The sequence below is a fragment of the Janthinobacterium kumbetense genome (genome assembly GCF_023703445.1).
GTDB classification, from domain to species: Bacteria; Pseudomonadota; Gammaproteobacteria; order Burkholderiales; family Burkholderiaceae_D; genus Janthinobacterium; species Janthinobacterium kumbetense.
Genome location: NZ_JAMQGR010000008.1, coordinates 97,795 through 117,122, shown reverse-complemented (window position 1 = coordinate 117,122; position 19,328 = coordinate 97,795). Strand labels below are relative to the sequence as shown.

Sequence of the window (19,328 nt, the reverse complement as noted above, 5' to 3'; positions counted from 1 at the left end):
GGGTAAAGGGACCTCGGTAATGAATGATGCCCTTATTATATGCCGATTATTCGCCAAATCCGCCCCCTCACGCCTCCCCAGCCTGCGCAAACAGAAGATTGAATTGCTGCACTGCAATATCCACATCGTCCGCCTGAGATCCCTTGCCAAATACGCTGCTGATCGCCGCCACCATGTCGGCGCCGCGCGCCACCAGCGGCGCCGCGTTCTCCGGCGTCATGCCGCCGATCACCACGCAGGGCAAGGCGATTTCGCGTTTCGCCTGCAGCACGATATCCAGGGGCGTCGTCACCGGATACTTTTTCACCAGCGATGGATAAAAGCCGCCGAAGGCCACGTAGCTGGCGCCGCCCTCTGCTGCCGTGCGCGCCAGGGCCATGTCGCCATAGCAGGAAGCGCCGACGATCTTGCCGCTACCCAGGCGCGCGCGTACCTGCGCCACGGACGCGTCCGTGCCGCCCACGTGCACGCCGTCCGCGTCCAGCTCTTCGCACAGTTCGATGAAATCGTTGATGATGAAAGGCACGCCATACTTGCGGGCCAGGGCCAGCAAGGCGCCCGCCTGTTCGCGCCGCTGCTCCGCGTCGGCGCTCTTGTGGCGGTATTGCAGCAGGGCCACGCCGCCGTACAAAGCCTGCTCCGTGATATCGAGCAGGCGGTCGGTGTCATCCCAGTTCGGGGTGACCAGATACAGTCCACGCATGATGTTTTCCTTATTCAATGAATCGTTGCGGCATGAGTTGACCTGGCGCAATCGCATACGCGCCGGCCAGAGCCGCATGGCAATAGTTTTGCGCGCCATCAAGCGCTTCGGGCAATGCCTGGCCCAGCGCCAGGCGGGCCGCAATGGCGGACGCCAACGTGCAGCCGCTGCCGTGGAATTCGCCGGGCAGGCGCGGCCAGCGCCACTCGCGCGCGCGCCCGTCACCGTCCAGCCAGCGGTTGACGATCTCCTCGCCGTCGCCGTGGCCGCCCGTCACCAGCACGTGTCCACAGCCTTGCGCGCGCAGGTTATCTGCGCCACCGAGGGCCAGCGCTTCCGGCCCGTTCGGTACGATGACGGTAGTCATCGGCAGCAAGGGCGCCAGTGCCAGCACGGCGTCGTCCCGGCTGAGCACGTCGCCATGGCCGCTGGCCAGCACGGGATCGAGCACGACGGGCAAGTTCGGCCGGGACAGCCGCAATTGGGCGATCAGTTGCGCGATGACGGCCGCATTCGCCGCGCTGCCGGGAATGCCGATTTTCACGGCATCGATGGCGACCTTGGCGATCAACGCCTGCGCCTGGCGGCGCAGCAATTCCGGGGCCACAGGCTCGACAGCAAACACGCGGTCGTTGTCCTGCACCGTCAGCGCCGTGATCACGGGCAAGGCATGCGCGCCCTGCGCCGCAATCGCTAGAATATCGGCGGCGATGCCGGCGCCGCCCGACGGGTCGGCGCCGGCAAACACCAGCACGGTGGGACGCCGTCGCGCCATCACACCAGCCGGCCCGCCATCGGCGACGAAGGCGAGGCGGCGAACTTGCGCGGCATGCGCCCCGCCAAAAACGCTTCGCGCCCGGCCCGCACAGCCAGCTTCATCGCATGCGCCATGCGCACGGGGTCGCGCGCGCCGGCAATCGCCGTATTCATCAGCACGCCATCGCAACCGAGTTCCATGGCGATGGCCGCATCCGACGCCGTGCCCACGCCCGCATCGACGAGTACGGGCACTTTCGCCTGGTCTATGATCAAGGACAAGTTCCACGGATTCAAGATGCCCATGCCCGAGCCGATCAGGGACGCGAGCGGCATGACGGCCACACAGCCGATGTCTTCCAGAATCTTCGCCTGGATCGGATCGTCGCTGCAGTAGACCATCACGTCGAAGCCATCCTTGACCAGCGCTTCGGCCGCGACCAGGGTTTCCGGCATGTGCGGAAACAGCGTCTTTTCATCGCCCAGCACTTCCAGTTTCACCAGATTGCGCCCGCCCAGGAGCTCCCGCGCCAGTTGCAGGGTGTACACGGCGTCTTTCGCGTTGTAGCAGCCGGCCGTGTTCGGCAAAATCGTGTACTGGTCGGGCGGCACGAAGTCCAGCAGGCTGGGCGCGTTCGGATCTTGCCCGATATTCACCCTGCGGATCGCCACCGTGATGATCTGCGCCTCGGCCGCGTCCGTCGCTTCGCGCGTCTGCGGCAAATCCTTGTACTTGCCGCTGCCCACCAGCAGGCGCGATCGATACTGTTTGCCTGCGATGGTCAGCAGGTCGTTGTTTGTTGCGGTATGCATGTGCGTTTCCTTGTCTATTCTCAACTTAACCGCCGCCAATCGCGCGTACGATTTCCACCTGGTCTTGAATTTCCAGGACCCGGTCGTGCCACGCCTTGCGCGGCACGACGTTGCGGTTGACGGCCAGCGCCAGCGCCTGGTTTTCCAGCGACAGCGCGGCGATCAATTGGTCCAGGGTTTGCCCCGGCGGCACCTGGTGCGGCGCGCCGTTGAGCGTGATGTCGATCAATGCAGTCATCACGCCCTCCTTCAGACCTTGCGGTACAGCTCGGCGCCGTTCTTGATGAATTCGATGGCTTTCACCTCCATCCCCTGCTGCAGCGCCTTGTCTTCCGCGATGCCCATGCCGGCCGCGTATTCGCGCACTTCCTGCGTGATCTTCATCGAGCAGAAATGGGGGCCGCACATGGAGCAGAAATGCGCCACCTTGGCCGAATCCTTGGGCAAGGTTTCATCGTGGAATTCACGCGCCTTGTCCGGGTCCAGGCCGATGTTGAACTGGTCGTCCCAGCGGAATTCGAAGCGGGCTTTCGACAGCGCGTTGTCGCGGATTTGCGCGCCCGGATGGCCTTTCGCCAGGTCGGCCGCGTGCGCCGCGATCTTGTACGTGATGATGCCGTCCTTGACGTCCGCCTTGTTCGGCAAGCCCAGGTGTTCCTTCGGCGTCACGTAGCACAGCATGGCCGTGCCATACCAGCCGATCATGGCTGCGCCGATGCCCGAGGTGATGTGGTCGTAGCCGGGCGCGATATCCGTTGTCAGCGGCCCCAAGGTGTAGAACGGCGCCTCGCCGCACTGTTCCAGCTGCAAGTCCATGTTTTCCTTGATCAATTGCATGGGCACGTGGCCCGGACCTTCGATCATCACTTGCACGTCGTGCTTCCAGGCAACTTGCGTCAGCTCGCCCAGGGTTTTCAATTCGCCCAGCTGCGCCTCGTCATTGGCGTCGTAGATGGAGCCGGGGCGCAAGCCGTCGCCCAGCGAGAACGACACGTCATACGCCTTCATGATTTCGCAAATTTCTTCGAAATGCGTGTAGAGGAACGATTCCTGGTGGTGCGCCAGACACCATTTCGCCATGATGGAGCCGCCGCGCGAAACGATGCCCGTCAGGCGCTTGGCTGTCATCGGCACATAGCGCAGCAGCACGCCCGCGTGGATGGTGAAGTAATCGACGCCCTGCTCGGCCTGCTCGATCAGGGTGTCGCGGAAGATTTCCCACGTCAGATCTTCCGCCTTGCCATTGACCTTTTCCAGCGCCTGGTAGATGGGCACGGTGCCGATGGGCACGGGGCTGTTGCGCACGATCCATTCGCGCGTCTCGTGGATGTGCTTGCCGGTCGACAAGTCCATCACGTTATCGCCGCCCCAGCGGATGGCCCAGGTCATCTTTTCCACTTCCTCGCCGATGGAAGAGGTTACGGCGGAATTGCCGATATTCGCATTGATTTTCACCAGGAAATTGCGGCCGATAATCATCGGCTCCACTTCCGGGTGATTGATATTGGCGGGGATGATGGCGCGGCCGCGGGCGATTTCCTCGCGCACGAATTCCGGCGTGATTTCGACCGGGATGCTGGCGCCGAAGGACTGGCCCGGGTGCTGGCGGCCCATCAGGTCGGCCAGGCGCTCGCCCATGGGGCCGGAAGCCTTGAGCTCGCGCAAATACTCCTGGCGGCGCATGTTTTCGCGGATGGCGACGAATTCCATTTCCGGCGTGATGATGCCTTGGCGCGCGTAATGCATCTGCGTCACGTTCTTGCCGGCAATGGCGCGGCGCGGCTTGCGGTGCAAATTGAAACGCAGCTCGGCCAGTTTCGGGTCCGCCAGGCGGGCGATGCCGTAGTCGGAGGTGGGGCCGGGCAATTCTTCCGTGTCGGCACGCTCCATGATCCATGGCAGGCGCGGCGTATCGAGGCCGGAGCGGATGTCGATATTCACGTCCGGGTCCGTGTACGGGCCGGATGTGTCATAGACGTAGATCGGCGGATTCTTTTCGCCGCCGAACGACGCTTCCGTGTCGGACTGGCTGATTTCGCGCATGGGCACGCGGATGTCGGGGCGGCTGCCCTGCACGTAGATCTTGCGCGAATTGGGCAGCGGCGCGATGGCGGCTTCGTCGACCGTGGCGGTGGCGGAGAGGAATTTCGGGTTGGCGTTCATTTTGGCTCCTTGGCTAGACTATTTTTAAGCCTGGAGCCAGCTAAGGAGGTTCGGAATTGCGCACGCGGAAAAGCGGGGTGCAGTCATCCTAAAGCTTCCCTTCGCTGGCATTATCCAGATCAGGTTCGGAGGGTATTTCTCACCCGCGCTTGCACCGTGTTTCCACAGCGAAAGGCAGGACCCCTAGCGTTTGCCGCCTTGCGGCAGCGAGCCAATTATACGCGGTTCACGCCGCGTGGCCAGATGATTTCTTGCAGGTGTCGTCTTTGCGCATCTGCTGCATTGCAACAGACGGCAGCGCGCTTATTTCTTCTTGCCCCAGCGCCAGCTGGTCGGTTCGCCCTTCAGCTGGCAGATGAAAATGAGCACGGCAACGATGGCCACTTCATAGACGATGTAGCCGACCAGCATGGTTTGCGGGGGAAACAGGAAGGCGCCGCAGGCGAACAGCGCCAGCGCGGCCAGGAACACCAGCCAGCCTTGCCAGGTGATGGGCAAGCCCCAGCCCCAGCCATAGGTCTTGGCGGGGAACCAGTAGGAGGGAGATTTGTCGGTCATGATTTTTCCTGGTCTGTATCGATGGCGCCCAGTATAAATCGGGCACTGCGATGGCGCTCCGTGACATCGAGGCCGATGCCGCGGTAGCCGATGAAGCGGCTGCCCGTGTCGAACATCGGTTCGCCGCTCACCTGCAGGTATTGCGTGCTGCCGTCGAGGTTGGCGCGGCTGTAGATAAAGTCGAGAAACGGTTCCCTTGCGGCAATCTTGGCGTCGAGCAAGGCGCGTTCGGCCGCGTTCCAGCGTTGCGGCTCTTCCTCGCTGCCGATGCCCAGCATTTCAGCCACGGGGCCGGAAAAGCGCGTCAAGTTGCCCTGCGCATCCTGTTCCCAGTACCAGTCGGACGACAGTTCCGTGAAGCGCTGGAAGCGCGCTTCGCTTTCGCGCAACTCCGCCGTGCGCACTTCCACCATCTGTTCCAGCGACTTGTTGTATTCGGCCAGCTTTTGGTACAGCAATCGCACTTCCAGCATGTTGTGGATGCGCGTCTTGACTTCCACCAGGTCGAAGGGCTTGCTGACGAAATCCTTGGCGCCCGCCTGTAGCGCGCGCAGCTTGTGGCCGGGCTGGGCCGTGATCACCAGCACGGGCAGATAGCTGCCCGCCTCGAGGTCGCGCAAGCCTTCCATGACTTCAAAACCATCCATTTCCGGCATCTGCAAGTCGAGCAGGATCAGGTCGTAGCGGTGCTGCTGGTGCAGCGCGCGCACGGCTTGCGGGTCCATGGTGGAGGTGATGCGCGTATAGCCGGCATTGCGCAGCACCTGTTCCAGCAGCATGACGTTGGCCTCCTGGTCATCGACGATGAGGATGCTGGCGTTCAGGATCTCGGTGGCTTGAAGCATGGCGGTATTCCTAAAAATAAATGCTGAATTAGCGTACTGCATGAGTGTCGTCGGCCAGGCCGTGCGCGGCCGCGTGGTGCAGGGCCACGTCGAGCGCATCCATGAATTCGACGACCTTGATCGGCTTGGTCAGGTAGCGGAAGAAGCCCGCTTCCAGGCCCTTTTCGATGTCGCGCGGCACGGCGTTGGCCGACAGGGCCATCACGGGAATATGTTTCGTGAGCGGATCGTCGTGCAGGATATGCAGGGCACCATAGCCGCTGATGCCGGGCAGGTTGATATCCATCAAGATCACGTCCGGCTGATACGTGCGCGCCAGGTCGATGCCCAGGTGCGCATCGATGGCCGTGAGCAACTTCAAGTCGCTGCGGCGGGCGATCAATTGCTCGACCAGCGCCAGGTTGGCGGGATTGTCTTCCACGTACAGCAAGGTGCGCTGGCTTTCCTGCGCTTCCTGCACCTGCGGCAGCGCATCGCCGTCGCCCAGCATCAGTGCCGGCGCATTGGTGGCGGCCAGCTCGAACCAGAAGGTGGTGCCCACGCCGACCGTGCTGTCGACGCCGATGGTGCCGCCCATCAATTCAATCAGCTGCTTGGTGACGACGAGGCCGATGCCCGTGCCCTCTTCCGTGCTGTTTTCCTGTCCCAGGCGGTTGAAGGGCTGGAACAGCTGCGCCACCTGCCCCGCATCGAGGCCGGCGCCGCTGTCGCGCACGCTGACGCGCACCTTGGCGCCGCGCTGGCTGCAGTCGACGGTGACGGAACCGCCGCCCTGGTTGTATTTGATGGCGTTCGACAACAGGTTGATCATCACCTGTTTCACGCGCGTGCGGTCCGCATGCACGAAGTAGGCTTCGCCGCAGCGGGGGAAATGCAGGCTGATGCCCCGTTTTTCCGCCTGCGGCGCGATCATCGCCTGGCAATCCTGCAGCACGTCGAGCAGGGACATCGCTTCCTGCGACAACGTCACCTTGCCCGATTCGATCATGGCCAGGTCGAGGATTTCATTGATCAAGCGCAAGAGGTACCAGCCGCCCTTGAGGATCTGTTCGATCGAGCGCTGCTGCGGCACGGTGGGCGGCGGCACGTCGGACGCCATCAGCTGCGCAAAGCCCAGCACGGCATTCAACGGCGTGCGCAATTCGTGGCTCATGCTCGACAGGAATTCGGACTTGGCGCGGTTGGCCTTTTCCGCCACCAGGCGCGCCTTCTTCAGCTCGGCATTGTTGGTCTCGACGAGCGAGCGCGTGTACGCCTGCTGTTCGCGCAGGCGCTGGTCCAGCAGCGCCTGTTCCGCCTCGACCTGCTTGCGTGCCGTATTGTCCGTGCCGATCAGCAAGTAGCCGATGACCTTGCTCTGCGCATCGCGCAAGGCCGTCACGGAAACGATGGCGGGGAAGCGGCTGCCATCGTTGCGGATGTAGGTCAGTTCATAGATGTCTTCGATGCCGCGCGTGGCCTTGAAGACGAGCGCTTCCACGCCCGGCGTGATGACGGTGTCGAGTTCGGCGCTGAGGGCGGCCGCGCGCGCGACGATTTCTTGCGCATCGGAAATGCCGGCCGGCGTCAGCTTGTCGACCACGTCGCTCGCCGCATAACCGAGCATGCGTTCGGCGCCCACATTGAAAATCTGGATCACGCCCTGCGCATCGGTGGCGATGCACGAGAAATTGGCGCTGTTGAAGATCGCATCCTGCAAGGCGCCCGCCTTGAGCAGCTGGCGCGGCAGGCTGGCCGCCACCGTGCGCCGGTACAGTGCCACGAGCAGCATCAGCAGCAAGAAGACCAGCGCGTCGATGACGCAAGCCGTCTCGAACGGCGCGCGCCAGGCCAGCACGCCGACGGCCAGCAGCGCGACGGCGCTGAAGGAAAACGCCAGCGCCATGGGCCAGCGCGACGGTGCGCGCGGGGGAATGTTTTCGACAGATTGCATGAGGTAGCCCGGGCTATGACAACGATAAGAATACGAGGCAGTGCGGTCTTCAGGAAGCCTGGCGCTGGCGCACGTCCGACAGCAGGCGCGCAAATTCCTTTTTGACCACGCCATAGCACTCGCACACATGGCCTTCGAGGCCGGCACGGTCCAGCACGGAAATATGGCCGCGCCGGTAGCTGATGAAGCCGCGCTGCTGCAGGCGCCCGGCCGCTTCCGTCACGCCTTCGCGGCGCACGCCCAGCATGTTGGCGATCAACTCCTGCGTCATCGTCAGCTCGCGGTTCGGCAAGCGGTCCATGGTCAGCAGCAGCCAGCGGCACAGCTGCTGCTCCACCGTATGGTGGCGGTTGCACACGGCCGTCTGCGACATTTGCGTGATCAGCGCCTGCGTATAGCGCAGCAGCAAGCGCATGACGGGCCCCGCGCGGTCGAACTCTTCCATCAGCAAATGCGCCTTCAGCCGGTAGCCGACGCCGCCCGTCTGCACGACGGCGCGGCTCGGTGTCGAGTTGCCGCCCATAAACAGCGACACGCCCACGACGCCTTCATTGCCGACACCGGCAATTTCCGACGAACCGCCATTTTCCAACAGGTAATGAATGGAAACGATGGCCGTGGTGGGGAAATACACATGCTGCAGCTTGTCGCCCGAATCGTAGATCACGTCGCCGAGCAGCATCGACACTTGCTCCAGGTACGGGGCCAGGCGCGCGAAATCGGCGTCGAGCATGGCGGCAAGCAAATGGTTTTGATTCGGGTTGTGCAACTGGGCATGCGGACTCGACACGGGCAGGTTTCCTGGTTTCCAGTCGTCAGCTAGGGGATCGATGAAAGGCGTCCGAACGAGGGCCGCCATGTGGTGCAGCGTAACACAGCGCTGGCACGGTGCCCCGACTATATTTCTTGCCGGCATGGCCGTCCGTTCGGTAGCGAACGGACGGTATTTCGCCGCCCGCCCTACAGTCAGTCACTGCCCGGCCTGCCTGATCATGGATCGGCACCGGCGCTGCCACGGGACGTCACCATGCAATCATTCTTCAAGCGCATCTCCATTTCCGTTTCCACTTCGGCCCTGCTCACCCTGGCGTTCGGACTGTGTCTGACGGCCCTGTGCTACGCCTCGGCGCGCCAGATCGAGTCGGAAAGCACCCGGCTGCTGCTGCAGTACCACGCCAGCGCGCATACCCTGGGCGCCGCCCTGCTGCCGGCCAAAGGCATGGGCCTGGACGCCAACCACCGCGGCTCGCTGTATGTGCTGCTGGGCGGTTTGCTGTCGAGCCTGCTGGCGGCCGCGTATGTGTATCAGCTGGTGTCGCGCAATTCCGTGATTGCCCGCATCACGGGCGAACGCACGGCGGCGCTGCAGTTTGCCAATTTGCGCCTGTCCGAAGACATCGCCGCGCGCATGCACAATGAAAAGTCGCTGCGGCTGCGCGAACGCATCATCGAAGTATCGGCCAATGCCATCATCCTGTGCAGCGCCGACGCGCCCGGCTACCTGATCGAATACGTCAACCCCGCCTTCGAACGCATCACCGGCTATGCGGCCGGCGAAGTCATCGGCCAGCGCCTGGAAGACTTGCAAGGTCCCGAGCAAGGGCGGCAAGACATGCACGCCATTACGGCGGCCCTGCGCGAACAGCGCGAAGGCAAGGCCATCGTGCGCAATTTCCGCAAGGATGGCAGCTGCTACTGGAGCGAGCTGTTCGTCGCTCCCGTGCGCGACGATGGCGATGGCCCCGTCAGCCACTTTGTCGTAGCGCAATACGACATCAGCACCGTCATGCGTTTCGAACAGGAACTGGAATTCCAGGCCAGGCACGATATCCTGACGGGCCTGGCCAACCGGGCCCTGCTGCGCGAACGGCTGGAGCAGGCGATGGCCGTGACGCGGCGCAGCGGCCTGCCCCTGTGGGTGGTTTTCATCGACCTCGACCGTTTTAAATTCGTCAACGATACCCTGGGCCACGATGCGGGCGACCTGGTGCTGAAAAGCGTGGCCGAGCGCCTGCGCGACGCGACGCGCGAAGTCGACACCGTGGCGCGCCTGGGCGGCGACGAATTCGTGCTGCTGTTGCCCCAGCATGGCAATGGCGAACCGGGCGTCGCCATCCTGCAGCGCATCCAGGACGCCGTGACGCAACCGCTGCAACTGGGCGAATATGAATTTTTCCTCAGCTGCTGCATGGGCGTGGCCGTGTATCCCGACGATGGCGACGATGCCGACACGCTGATCAAGCACGCCGACATCGCCATGTACCGCGCGAAGGAACAAGGACGGGGCCACTGGCAATTCTATGCCGCGAGCATGAATACGGGCACCCTGGAACGGCTGGGACTGGAAAGCGAGTTGCGCCACGCCCTGGAGCGGGGGCAATTTCACCTCGAATACCAGCCCCAGCTGGACCTGGCCAGCGGCACGGTGGTGGGCATGGAAGCGCTGCTGCGCTGGACCCACCCGCAGCTGGGACGGATTCCGCCGGCCAGCTTCATCGGCCTGGCCGAGGAAATGGGCTTGATCACGCCCATCGGCGACTGGGTGCTGCGCACGGCATGCGCCCAGGCGCGCGCCTGGCAGCTGGCCGGCCATGGCCCGCTGCGCCTGGCCGTCAATCTGTCGGCGAGGCAATTCAAGCAAAAGAACCTGCTGCACGCGGTGGCGCAGGCGCTGGCGGACACGGGACTCGCCGCGGCCCATCTGGAACTGGAGTTGACGGAAAGCATGGTCATGCATGACGTAGAACAAGCCACGGTCATCATGGCCAAGCTGAAGGGACTGGGCGTGCAACTGTCCATCGATGACTTCGGCACCGGCTATTCCAGCCTGGCCTATCTGCGCCACTTCCCCATCGACGTATTGAAAATCGACAAAACCTTCGTCAGCGACATCACGCACAGCATGGACGACGCGGCCATCGTGCGCGCCATCATTTCACTGGCGCACAGCCTGCGCCTGAAAGTGATCGCAGAAGGCGTGGAAACGGCGCAGCAGCTGGACTTCCTGCGCCAGCACGGCTGCGACCAGATGCAGGGCTATTTGTTCAGCCGCCCCCTGGCCGCCGCCGCTTTCGAGACATTGCTGCTCGAAGGCAACATGCTGCCCGCTTAAAAAGCGTGGCGCAGGCCGATGTTGAAGGCGCGGTTGCCGCTGCCCACTTCGATTGCATTGCCCACCATGTAGGCAGCGTCGTTGCGGTTGCGGATATGCGCGTAGGCAACATACACCTTGCTGCGCTTGGACAAGGCATACGTGGCGCCGATGGCCAGCTGCTGCGCGTCGCGGTTGGCCGCATCGCGGTCATCCTTGCGCACATACGAGGCCAGCAGGGTCGTCGCGCCGAGCGGCACGGAGACGCCGACGATGGCGTCGCGGCTGTCGGTGGACTGGGCCGGCGCCTGCGCCGCGCCGTACGGATTTTCCGCAAAGAACATGCTGCTGCCATCGCCCGTGTTGCGGCCATAGCCGGCAAACGCCGTGGCCACGCCAAAGTTGTAATTGCCGGCCAGAATGGTGTTATTCACGTCGGCCTTGCCCGGCTCGCCGGCACGGCTCTGGCGCGCCAGGCGCAAGGTCAGGGGGCCGTTGACATAACCCAATGCCAGGCCCAGCGAACGTTGATCTGCCGCAATCCCCGTGTGCTCGCCGGCACCATACATGACGGTGCCCGTCACGCCGCGCCATTCCGGCGAGGTGTAGCGCACGGTATTGTCGATGCGCGTGGCCGAATAGCCGGCCAGGTTGGTCGCCGCGCCGGCCAGGCCGCCCTCGAACGGATCGGCCACGTCGGTCAGCGCCTGGCTTTGCAGGTTGTACTGGCGGCCCACGGTCAGCATGCCCAGCGGGCTGTCGATGCCGACAAACGCCTGGCGGCCGAACAATTGCCCCGCCTGGTCGGAGCGGCCCGTGTCGCTCAGGACGCCCGCTTCCAGGGTGAACACGGCGTGCAAGCCATTGCCCAGGGATTCCGTGCCGCGCACGCCCAGGCGCGAGCCGGCCGATACGCCGCTGGTGAGCTTGCTGACGCCGCCTTCCTGCACCAGGCCCGCATCCATCAAGCCATAGATGGTGACTGACGACGGGGTGACTGACGACGGGCCGGCGGACGACTGGGCGTGAGCGGCAGGCAAGGCGCCCAGGGTGGCGATGGTCGAAACGAGGCCGACACTGATCGAGAGTTTTTTCATGCTGGTTTCCTTGTAAAGGCAAAACCGGGAAAGCGCGCGGCCATGGCGCGGCCACAGGCGTCAAGGCGCGCCGTAGTTACATGCCGTATCGAAAGACGACGGGCCAGATAACAACATTCCTGGCTAAGCTGTGGCGGCGCGGCCGATAAAGACGATGGCGCGCGGTATTCCGCCGTGAATGGTGCACCGCTGGCGGTGCGCGTGGCTCAGGCGCCCGGCCCGAAGGGGACGCGCTGAAGGTGGCTGGCATCGCGGATGCGCTGGCCTTGAGACGCGGGCGCGTGTTGGATATAAAACGTTGATACAACCGCGTCTGCAGGCGCCGTCCGCAAGGATGAGGCAGGAGGCGCGAGGCCGGCATTATAGCATCGGCAGCGCCTTGATCCCCGTTCTGTTGCAGTAAAACGACTCGCCAGGCCGCCAAAACACGGGCTTACGACCCCCTCCCGATGCCGGGACGGTCGCCCTGCCCAGGCGACGGCCGCGCTTACTTCACCTTGTCGTACGACAGCATTTGCCCATCGCGATTCCAGGCCAGCTGGCCCTCCTCGATGCCGATGACTGCGTGGAAATCGCGCATGCCCGAGCGCGGCGGATACAGCGCAAAACGCAACAGACCTTGCCGGGCCGGCAGCGCCACCGTGGCGATGCCCGCTTCCGGATGGGACAGCACCAGATGCCGTAGCGGCCCGCCAAACGGCACCTGCCACGGCTGCTTGCCGCTGACGCCTTTGGCAAACGCGGGCGCATCGCCCAGCGCCGCCAGGCCGATATCGGCTACGGCCTCGTCGCGATACTCGACGATGATGCGGGCCGGGCCGGTGGTGGCGTCGCCCGGGCGCGGCGGCAACAACGCAAATGGCGCATCGGGCGATGCCCCATCGCCCTGCAGCAGCAACTCGCCGTCCAGCACCGACCAGCGCCCCTGCGCAGCTTGCTCATCGACGCCATACACCATCCCGTAGCTGAAACGCCCGTCGGCGCGCAGGACGATCTGCGACGCGACCTCGGTCTTGCGCCCCAGCGCATAGCGCCCCGGCAAACGCCGTTGCAGCGCCTGGTCGGCAGCCTTGTCCTTGTGTACGGGCGCGGCCGCAACCGCGGCCGGCGGCACCCGCCAGCCGCCGGCCGCCAGGATGGCCAGCATGTCGTCGCGCCCTGCGGCGCGCAGCGCGCTCCAGTCCTGCGGCGAGAGTTGCCGCAGGCCGCCGGCCAGGCGCGGCAGGCGCGCGGCAAAGCGCTGGCCCAGCCAGCCGGCCAGTATGCCCCCCGGCTCGTCGGCAAAGGCGGTGATCAGGCGCGGCGCCATGGCGTGCTCGCACTGTTGCGGCGCGGCGGCAAAACCCTGCTGGAGCAGCAAGTTCCAGTACGCGTCGGATGCGTTCATGACGATGTTGACCAGGTTCGACGTGTCCGGCAGGCACACCTTGTCCAGCGGCAGCGTCGAGCCGCGCGTGACGAGGGCCAGCATATCGGCGTCGAGGCTGGCGGCAGCCAGGTCCAGCGCGCCGCCCCATGCGTGCCCCGTGCTGTCATCGATCCGCGCGCCGCGCGCGATGAACAGGCGCACGGCCTCGGTCTCGCCACTGACGATGGCTTGCTCCAGCGCACTCTTCTGATTGGCGCCGCGCCAGTTCGGGTCCAGTCCCAGGTCCAGCAGACGCGGCAGCAGATCGCCGCGCCGCGCCCGCAGCGCCTGGCGCAGCACCGCCGCATCGCCCGGCGCGCGCCGCACGCCGTCGGCGCGCCGCAACATGCCGTGCTCCAGCAACAGTGGCGCCAGTGCGCGCTGCGGCGAGGCCACGGCGAGCATGGCGGCGTTATTGCTCAACTGGCTGGCCGGCAAGCCTGCCGCCAGCATCAGGCGTACCCGTTCGACGCCGGCCGCATCACGCACGGAACGCAGCGCCTCGTCCAGCGGCGACCACTTGAGGTCTGCTGGCGGCTGGCGCGCCGCGACAGCGGCCAGCAACAAGGTCAGCACCGAATTGCTTTCCGGCGTCGGCTTCAGTTTCAGCGCCGTCCTCAAGACGGGGAATTCCCCGCCCAGCGGATCGGCGCCCAGGTCCAGCAGCAGCTTGACCATTGCCGCATCGCCATTTTCGACGGCCGCGAGCAAGGGGGGACGATAGCCGTCGCTGACGACGGGCGCGCCCATCGCGGCCAGGCGGGCGACCCAGTCGGGCCGCTGGCTGCGCACGGCATGCCACAGCAGCGTCTCCGTTTCCAGGTGCAGCGTATCGAGCGTCGTCAGTTTTCTCATGTGCAACCCTTCGGCTGCGGGGCCGACTTGCACCCACGGCATGCCGGGCATCACCAACTGGCGCAGCACGTCCTCGGACGCCGGTTGGTGCTGGTACATGGCGCGCATCGCGGCATCGAGCCAGCGGTCATTGCCTTTTGCATCATGCCGGGGCACGCGCTGCTTGAGCCAGTCCAGCGCGCCGGCGTTGCCCGCTTCGGCGGCGTAGGCGTACAGCGACTTGCCCTTGTCGTCGATCTCGGGCGTGGTGCCGGTGGCCAGCATTTTATCGAGCACTTCGGTGCCGCGCGTCAGGCCCAGCAAGCGGCTCCACAGCACGTCATCGGCCTGCGGCCGTTCGGCCGGCCGCGCCGCGCCGTCTTTCGTCTTCTGTGCCTGGCGCAGCTCTGCCATGCGCTGGTCGCCCACCAGATACGGCAGGCCGGAACCCGCGTCCAGCAAGGCGATCATGTTCGCCGTACGCTCATCCGCGTCGAGCAATTCCGGCAGAGTGTCCGCAGCTTCCTGCTGCAGTGCGTATTCCAGCGGCGCCAGCGTGTCGTTTCCGGCGCCATAGTGCCGGACGTCGGCGCCATGGACCAGCAACAGGCGCACCATCGCGGCATTGCCATACATGGCCGCCAGATGCAGGGGCGCGACGCTCCTGCCCCCGGTGCCTTCGTCGACCGGCACGCCGCGCTGCAACAGCAGCGTCATCATGCGCAACCTGGCCGGCAGCAGCGCGGCGTGCCGCTCGCGTTGCGCCTCGCGGTGCGCCCGCCGCTGCATCTGTTGCAGCAACTCATCGTCCAGACGCGGTTGCGCCTTCTGCCACGCCTGTTCCGCTTCGACCAGGCTGTACGCGGGCAAGATCAAGACATGCAGCAAGGTATTCTCGCCGCTCCGGTAGGCACCCGGCGAGGCGACGCCGGCCAGCAGCTTGCCGAAAGCGGCTTCATCGCCCTCGCTGGCGGCGTCGAACAGCGCTCGCACCTCGGGCGTCGGCGGCAGCTTGTCGCGCGCCTCGCGCACATAATGGATCACCCGTTCCATGCCGTGCACGGTAAGCTGCGGCAGCGGCATGCCCACCTTCCACGCCCGCGCCAGCTGGTCCGCCTCGGCGTTTTGCGCCGCGTTCATCGCCTTTGCCCAGCCGGCCACGGCGGCGGCGGCCCCCGCTTCCCCGCCCGCCGCCGCCAGCTGGCTCAGCATGGAAGCAAGCACATAGTCCTGCGGCACGCCCCGATCCAGGCCGTACACCGTGGCCAGCTGCAGCTGGGCCTTGGCGTTGCCGCTTTCGGCCGCCTTGCGCAGCCAGCGGGCGGCCTCCTTTTCATCCAGGCCGTCTGCCCCGTTGCAGCACAGCATGCCCAGCTGGTAGGCGGCGTCCATGTCGCCGCCCTCGGCGGCGCGGCGGTACCAGTCCTGCGGCGAGCGCCGTCCCGTCTGCGACGTCGCCGGCAGGGACGCGCCGCGCTTCCAGCGGCCGGCCAGGCGCACGGCCTCGTCGACCTGGTCCGGCGACATCGCGCGGCGGCGCGCCGGCAGATACGTCTCCAGCTCGGCCGCGCCCTTCCATTTCTTGTCTTGCAGCGCCAGCAGTCTGAGCGCATACGACACCACCTTGTCGGCCGGCACGCCTTCGCCCCGTTCATACATTTGCGCCAGTTGCGCCATCGGTTCGCCGGCGCCCTGCGACGCCAGACTGCGCAGCCAGGGCAGCGCGCGCGCCGGATTGCGCAGGCTGCCCGACCGGCTCGTATACAGGGAAACCAGTGCCTCCTGCGCAACGCGATCGCCGCCCTTGGCCGCCAGCAGATACCAGCGCCCGGCTTCAGCATCGCTGCGCGCCACGTCCGCACATCGCTCCTCACCCAGGTAGATATCGCCGAGAACCTTTTGCGCCTTGATATTGCCGCCCTGTGCCGGTCCCCCCAATTGCGCCACGGCATCGATGCAACGCCCGCGCTGGAAAGCCGCCATTCCCTCAGGTACGCCGGCGCATGCTTCCCCGGCAGCCAATCCGGCGCCGAGCACGGCCAATTGCCACAATCTCTTCATGATCTTCTGGACTTTCAAATAATATTGCAAAGATGATAGCTTAGAAAAAATACAATGAAGCAATATTGCTCAATCGTGCGCGGCTTTTCGGGTCATCCAAGGCCGCTATTTGCTGCGCATGCTTTATGCACCCCTTATAATGGTTCCTTTTGCCAATCACACGCCAAATCATGGAATTAGCCAAGTCTTTCGAGCCCGCCGACATTGAACAATTCTGGCGCACCGAGTGGGAACAGCGCGGTTACTTCACCGCCACCCTCGATGCCGGAAAACCTTCCTTCAGCATCCAGTTGCCGCCGCCGAACGTCACCGGCACCCTGCACATGGGCCATGCGTTCAACCAGACCATCATGGATGGCCTGACCCGCTACCACCGCATGCTGGGCCACAACACGGCCTGGATTCCCGGCACCGACCACGCGGGCATCGCCACGCAAATCGTCGTGCAACGCCAGCTGGACGCGCAAAAGATTTCGCGCCATGACCTGGGCCGCGAGAAATTCGTGGAAAAAGTGTGGGAATGGAAAGAAAAATCCGGTTCCATCATCACCGGCCAGATGCGCCGCCTGGGCGCGTCGGCCGACTGGCAGCGCGAATACTTCACGATGGATGAACCGCGCTCGAAAGTCGTCACCGACGTCTTCGTGCGCCTGTTCGAACAAGGCTTGATTTACCGCGGCAAGCGCCTCGTCAACTGGGACCCCGTGCTGGGCACGGCTGTCTCGGACCTGGAAGTGGTGTCCGAGGAAGAAGACGGCTCCATGTGGTACATCAAGTACCCGCTGGCCGACGGCAGCGGTTTCCTGACGGTGGCCACCACCCGTCCTGAAACCATGCTGGGCGACGTGGCCGTGGCCGTCGATCCGACGGACGAGCGCTACACGGCGCTGGTGGGCAAGATGCTGAAACTGCCGCTGACGGACCGCGAAATCCCCATCATCGCCGACGAATACGTCGACAAGGAATTCGGCACGGGCTGCGTGAAGATTACGCCTGCGCACGACATGAACGATTACGCCGTGGGCCAACGCCACAAGCTGGCGCAAATCGTCATCCTGACCCTGGACGCGAAGATCACGGACGATGCGCCCGAGGCCTACCGCGGCATGGACCGCTTCGCCGCGCGCAAGCAGATCGTCGCCGACCTCGATGCGCAAGGCTTGCTGGAACAGGTCAAGCCCCACAAGCTGATGGTGCCGCGCGGCGACCGCACGGGCGTCGTCATCGAGCCGATGCTGACGGACCAGTGGTTTGTCGCCATGAGCAAGCCGGCCCCGGAAGGTACTTTCTTCCCAGGCAAGTCGATCGCGGAAACGGCGCTGGACAAGGTCGCCAATGGCGAAATCAAGTTCGTGCCGGAAAACTGGAGCACCACCTACAACCAGTGGCTCAACAACATCCAGGACTGGTGCATCTCGCGCCAGCTGTGGTGGGGCCATCAAATCCCGGCGTGGTACGACGACGCCGGCAATATCTTTGTTGCGAAAACGCAAGCCGAAGCGGAAGCCAAGGCGCTGGCCGCCGGCAGCACGGGCCCGCTGAAACGCGACGACGACGTGCTCGACACGTGGTTCTCGTCGGCCCTGGTGCCGTTCTCGACCATGGGTTGGCCTGAAGAAACCCCGGACATGAAGGCCTTCCTGCCGTCGTCCGTGCTGGTGACGGGTTTCGACATCATCTTCTTCTGGGTCGCGCGCATGGTCATGATGACGGCGCACTTCACGGGCAAAGTGCCGTTTGAAACCGTCTACGTGCACGGCCTCGTGCGCGATTCGACGGGGCAAAAGATGTCCAAGTCGAAGGGCAACACGCTGGACCCGATCGACTTGATCGACGGCATCGACCTGGAAGGCTTGATCGTCAAGCGCACCACGGGCCTGATGAACCCGCGCGACGCGGAAAAGATCACCAAGGCCACGCGCAAGGAATTCCCGGAAGGCATTTCGGCCTACGGCACGGACGCCGTGCGCTTCACCATGGCCAGCTATGCATCGCTGGGCCGCAACATCAATTTCGACCTGGGCCGCTGCGAAGGCTACCGCAACTTCTGCAACAAGATGTGGAACGCCACCCGTTTCGTCATGATGAACACGGAAGGCAAGGATTGCACGGCGAACGACGTTGATCTGTCGCAAGCGGACAAGTGGATTATTTCCCTGCTGCAAAAAGCGGAACTGGACGTGGCCAAGGGCTTCGAAGACTTCCGTTTCGACAATATCGCCGCATCGATCTACAAATTCGTGTGGGACGAGTATTGCGACTGGTACCTGGAAGTAGCCAAGGTGCAAGTACAGCAAGGTACGGAAGGCCAGCAGCGCGCCACCCGCCACACCCTGCTGCGCGTGCTGGAAGTGGTGCTGCGCCTGGCCCATCCGATCATCCCCTTCGTCACGGAAGCCCTGTGGCAGACAGTGGCGCCACTGGCCGGCAAGACGCTCAAGCCAGAGGGCGATTCGATCATGATGCAGCCGTATCCGATCGCCAACACCGACAAGATCGACGAGTCGGCCGAAGCGTGGATGCAGCAGCTGAAAGCCTTGACGGACGCGACGCGCAACCTGCGCGGCGAAATGCAAATCTCGCCGTCCGTGCGCGTGCCGCTGATCGTCGAGGCAGGCAATGCCAGCGAGAAAGAAGCGCTGGCGTCGTACGCACCGTACATCCAGTCGCTGGGCAAGCTGGCCGAAGTGCAGATTGTCGATGCATTGCCGGACTCGCCTGCGGCCGTCGCCATCGTCGGCACCACCAAGCTGATGCTGAAAGTGGAAATCGACGTGGCCGCCGAACGCGAGCGCCTGGGCAAGGAAATCGCCCGCATCGAAGCGGAAATTGCCAAGGTCAACAGCAAGTTGGGCAATGAAAGTTTCGTCGCGCGCGCCCCTGCCGCCATCGTTGCACAAGAAAACGAGCGTTTGCTCAGTTTTTCGGCGACAATTGAAAAACTGCGCGAACAGTTTGCTAAACTAGCCAGCGCATAAGGCAAGTTTGGAAAGATTGCGCGGCGTCATCCGTGACGCCGCGCAGGATGGCTGGTCTTGCCTTGGTATATACACTGTTCGTGACCCG

13 protein-coding genes and 1 riboswitch are annotated in these 19,328 nt (G+C 64.3%); of the genes, 2 read left to right on the top strand and 11 right to left on the bottom strand.

The window, feature by feature from the left end; genetic code table 11:
- Positions 1–67 precede the first annotated feature (67 nt).
- The 9 genes from thiE to NCG91_RS20660 form a co-directional block, all read right to left on the bottom strand.
- Positions 68–703 (bottom strand): thiamine phosphate synthase, encoded by a 636-nt coding sequence (gene thiE, locus NCG91_RS20700; RefSeq protein WP_251351016.1) that lies wholly within the window; start codon positions 701–703, stop codon positions 68–70.
- A gap of 10 nt (positions 704–713) precedes the next feature.
- The gene (thiD, locus tag NCG91_RS20695; RefSeq protein ID WP_251351015.1) at positions 714–1,478 is read right to left on the bottom strand and encodes a bifunctional hydroxymethylpyrimidine kinase/phosphomethylpyrimidine kinase; all 765 of its coding nucleotides are present in this window, start codon (positions 1,476–1,478) and stop codon (positions 714–716) included.
- Positions 1,478–2,272: a thiazole synthase gene (locus NCG91_RS20690; RefSeq protein ID WP_251351014.1), complete on the bottom strand. Its 795-nt coding sequence runs from the start codon at positions 2,270–2,272 to the stop codon at positions 1,478–1,480. Before NCG91_RS20690 ends, thiD begins: the two co-directional genes overlap by 1 nt.
- Before the next feature lie 25 nt (positions 2,273–2,297).
- Positions 2,298–2,501, bottom strand: a complete 204-nt coding sequence (thiS, locus tag NCG91_RS20685) for a sulfur carrier protein ThiS (RefSeq protein ID WP_285817193.1) — start codon at positions 2,499–2,501, stop codon at positions 2,298–2,300.
- Between the two features lie 20 nt (positions 2,502–2,521).
- Positions 2,522–4,435 carry a phosphomethylpyrimidine synthase ThiC gene (gene thiC, locus NCG91_RS20680; RefSeq protein ID WP_099665500.1) on the bottom strand — a complete coding sequence of 638 codons (1,914 nt, stop codon included), beginning with the start codon at positions 4,433–4,435 and terminating at the stop codon, positions 2,522–2,524.
- A gap of 79 nt (positions 4,436–4,514) precedes the next feature.
- Positions 4,515–4,630: riboswitch (TPP riboswitch) on the bottom strand.
- A gap of 108 nt (positions 4,631–4,738) precedes the next feature.
- Complete coding sequence (locus NCG91_RS20675; RefSeq protein ID WP_077399591.1) at positions 4,739–4,993, bottom strand: hypothetical protein; 255 nt, start codon at positions 4,991–4,993, stop codon at positions 4,739–4,741.
- Positions 4,990–5,838 (bottom strand): response regulator, encoded by an 849-nt coding sequence (locus tag NCG91_RS20670; RefSeq protein WP_251351012.1) that lies wholly within the window; start codon positions 5,836–5,838, stop codon positions 4,990–4,992. Before NCG91_RS20670 ends, NCG91_RS20675 begins: the two co-directional genes overlap by 4 nt.
- A gap of 28 nt (positions 5,839–5,866) precedes the next feature.
- A complete protein-coding gene (locus tag NCG91_RS20665) occupies positions 5,867–7,771 on the bottom strand; it encodes a hybrid sensor histidine kinase/response regulator (protein WP_251351011.1) in 1,905 nt (634 codons plus the stop codon).
- Between the two features lie 49 nt (positions 7,772–7,820).
- Positions 7,821–8,504 carry a Crp/Fnr family transcriptional regulator gene (locus NCG91_RS20660; RefSeq protein WP_251351108.1) on the bottom strand — a complete coding sequence of 228 codons (684 nt, stop codon included), beginning with the start codon at positions 8,502–8,504 and terminating at the stop codon, positions 7,821–7,823.
- Between the two features lie 294 nt (positions 8,505–8,798).
- Between NCG91_RS20660 and NCG91_RS20655 the strand changes: the two genes are divergently transcribed.
- Positions 8,799–10,883: a putative bifunctional diguanylate cyclase/phosphodiesterase gene (locus tag NCG91_RS20655; protein ID WP_251351010.1), complete on the top strand. Its 2,085-nt coding sequence runs from the start codon at positions 8,799–8,801 to the stop codon at positions 10,881–10,883.
- Here NCG91_RS20655 and NCG91_RS20650 read toward each other — a convergent pair.
- Together NCG91_RS20650 and NCG91_RS20645 are read right to left on the bottom strand one after the other, a co-directional pair.
- Complete coding sequence (locus NCG91_RS20650) at positions 10,880–11,959, bottom strand: porin (protein WP_251351009.1); 1,080 nt, start codon at positions 11,957–11,959, stop codon at positions 10,880–10,882. The two genes, NCG91_RS20655 and NCG91_RS20650, sit on opposite strands and share 4 nt — an antisense overlap.
- A 487-nt stretch (positions 11,960–12,446) precedes the next feature.
- A complete protein-coding gene (locus NCG91_RS20645) occupies positions 12,447–16,262 on the bottom strand; it encodes an ankyrin repeat domain-containing protein (RefSeq protein WP_251351008.1) in 3,816 nt (1,271 codons plus the stop codon).
- 170 nt (positions 16,263–16,432) lie between these two features.
- Here NCG91_RS20645 and NCG91_RS20640 point away from each other — a divergent pair, with 170 nt between their 5' ends.
- The gene (locus tag NCG91_RS20640) at positions 16,433–19,240 is read left to right on the top strand and encodes a valine--tRNA ligase (protein WP_251351007.1); all 2,808 of its coding nucleotides are present in this window, start codon (positions 16,433–16,435) and stop codon (positions 19,238–19,240) included.
- Positions 19,241–19,328 lie beyond the last annotated feature (88 nt).

Excerpts from the sequence above, each read along its gene's own strand:
- thiE (WP_251351016.1), bottom strand. The coding sequence starts at position 703 with ATGCGTGGACTGTATCTGGTCACCCCGAACTGGGATGACACCGACCGC.
- thiD (WP_251351015.1), bottom strand. The coding sequence starts at position 1,478 with ATGGCGCGACGGCGTCCCACCGTGCTGGTGTTTGCCGGCGCCGACCCG.
- NCG91_RS20690 (WP_251351014.1), bottom strand. The coding sequence starts at position 2,272 with ATGCATACCGCAACAAACAACGACCTGCTGACCATCGCAGGCAAACAG.
- thiC (WP_099665500.1), bottom strand. The coding sequence starts at position 4,435 with ATGAACGCCAACCCGAAATTCCTCTCCGCCACCGCCACGGTCGACGAA.
- NCG91_RS20675 (WP_077399591.1), bottom strand. The coding sequence starts at position 4,993 with ATGACCGACAAATCTCCCTCCTACTGGTTCCCCGCCAAGACCTATGGC.
- NCG91_RS20670 (WP_251351012.1), bottom strand. The coding sequence starts at position 5,838 with ATGCTTCAAGCCACCGAGATCCTGAACGCCAGCATCCTCATCGTCGAT.
- NCG91_RS20665 (WP_251351011.1), bottom strand. The coding sequence starts at position 7,771 with ATGCAATCTGTCGAAAACATTCCCCCGCGCGCACCGTCGCGCTGGCCC.
- NCG91_RS20660 (WP_251351108.1), bottom strand. The coding sequence starts at position 8,504 with ATGCTCGACGCCGATTTCGCGCGCCTGGCCCCGTACCTGGAGCAAGTG.
- NCG91_RS20655 (WP_251351010.1), top strand. The coding sequence starts at position 8,799 with ATGCAATCATTCTTCAAGCGCATCTCCATTTCCGTTTCCACTTCGGCC.
- NCG91_RS20650 (WP_251351009.1), bottom strand. The coding sequence starts at position 11,959 with ATGAAAAAACTCTCGATCAGTGTCGGCCTCGTTTCGACCATCGCCACC.
- NCG91_RS20645 (WP_251351008.1), bottom strand. The coding sequence starts at position 16,262 with ATGAAGAGATTGTGGCAATTGGCCGTGCTCGGCGCCGGATTGGCTGCC.
- NCG91_RS20640 (WP_251351007.1), top strand. The coding sequence starts at position 16,433 with ATGGAATTAGCCAAGTCTTTCGAGCCCGCCGACATTGAACAATTCTGG.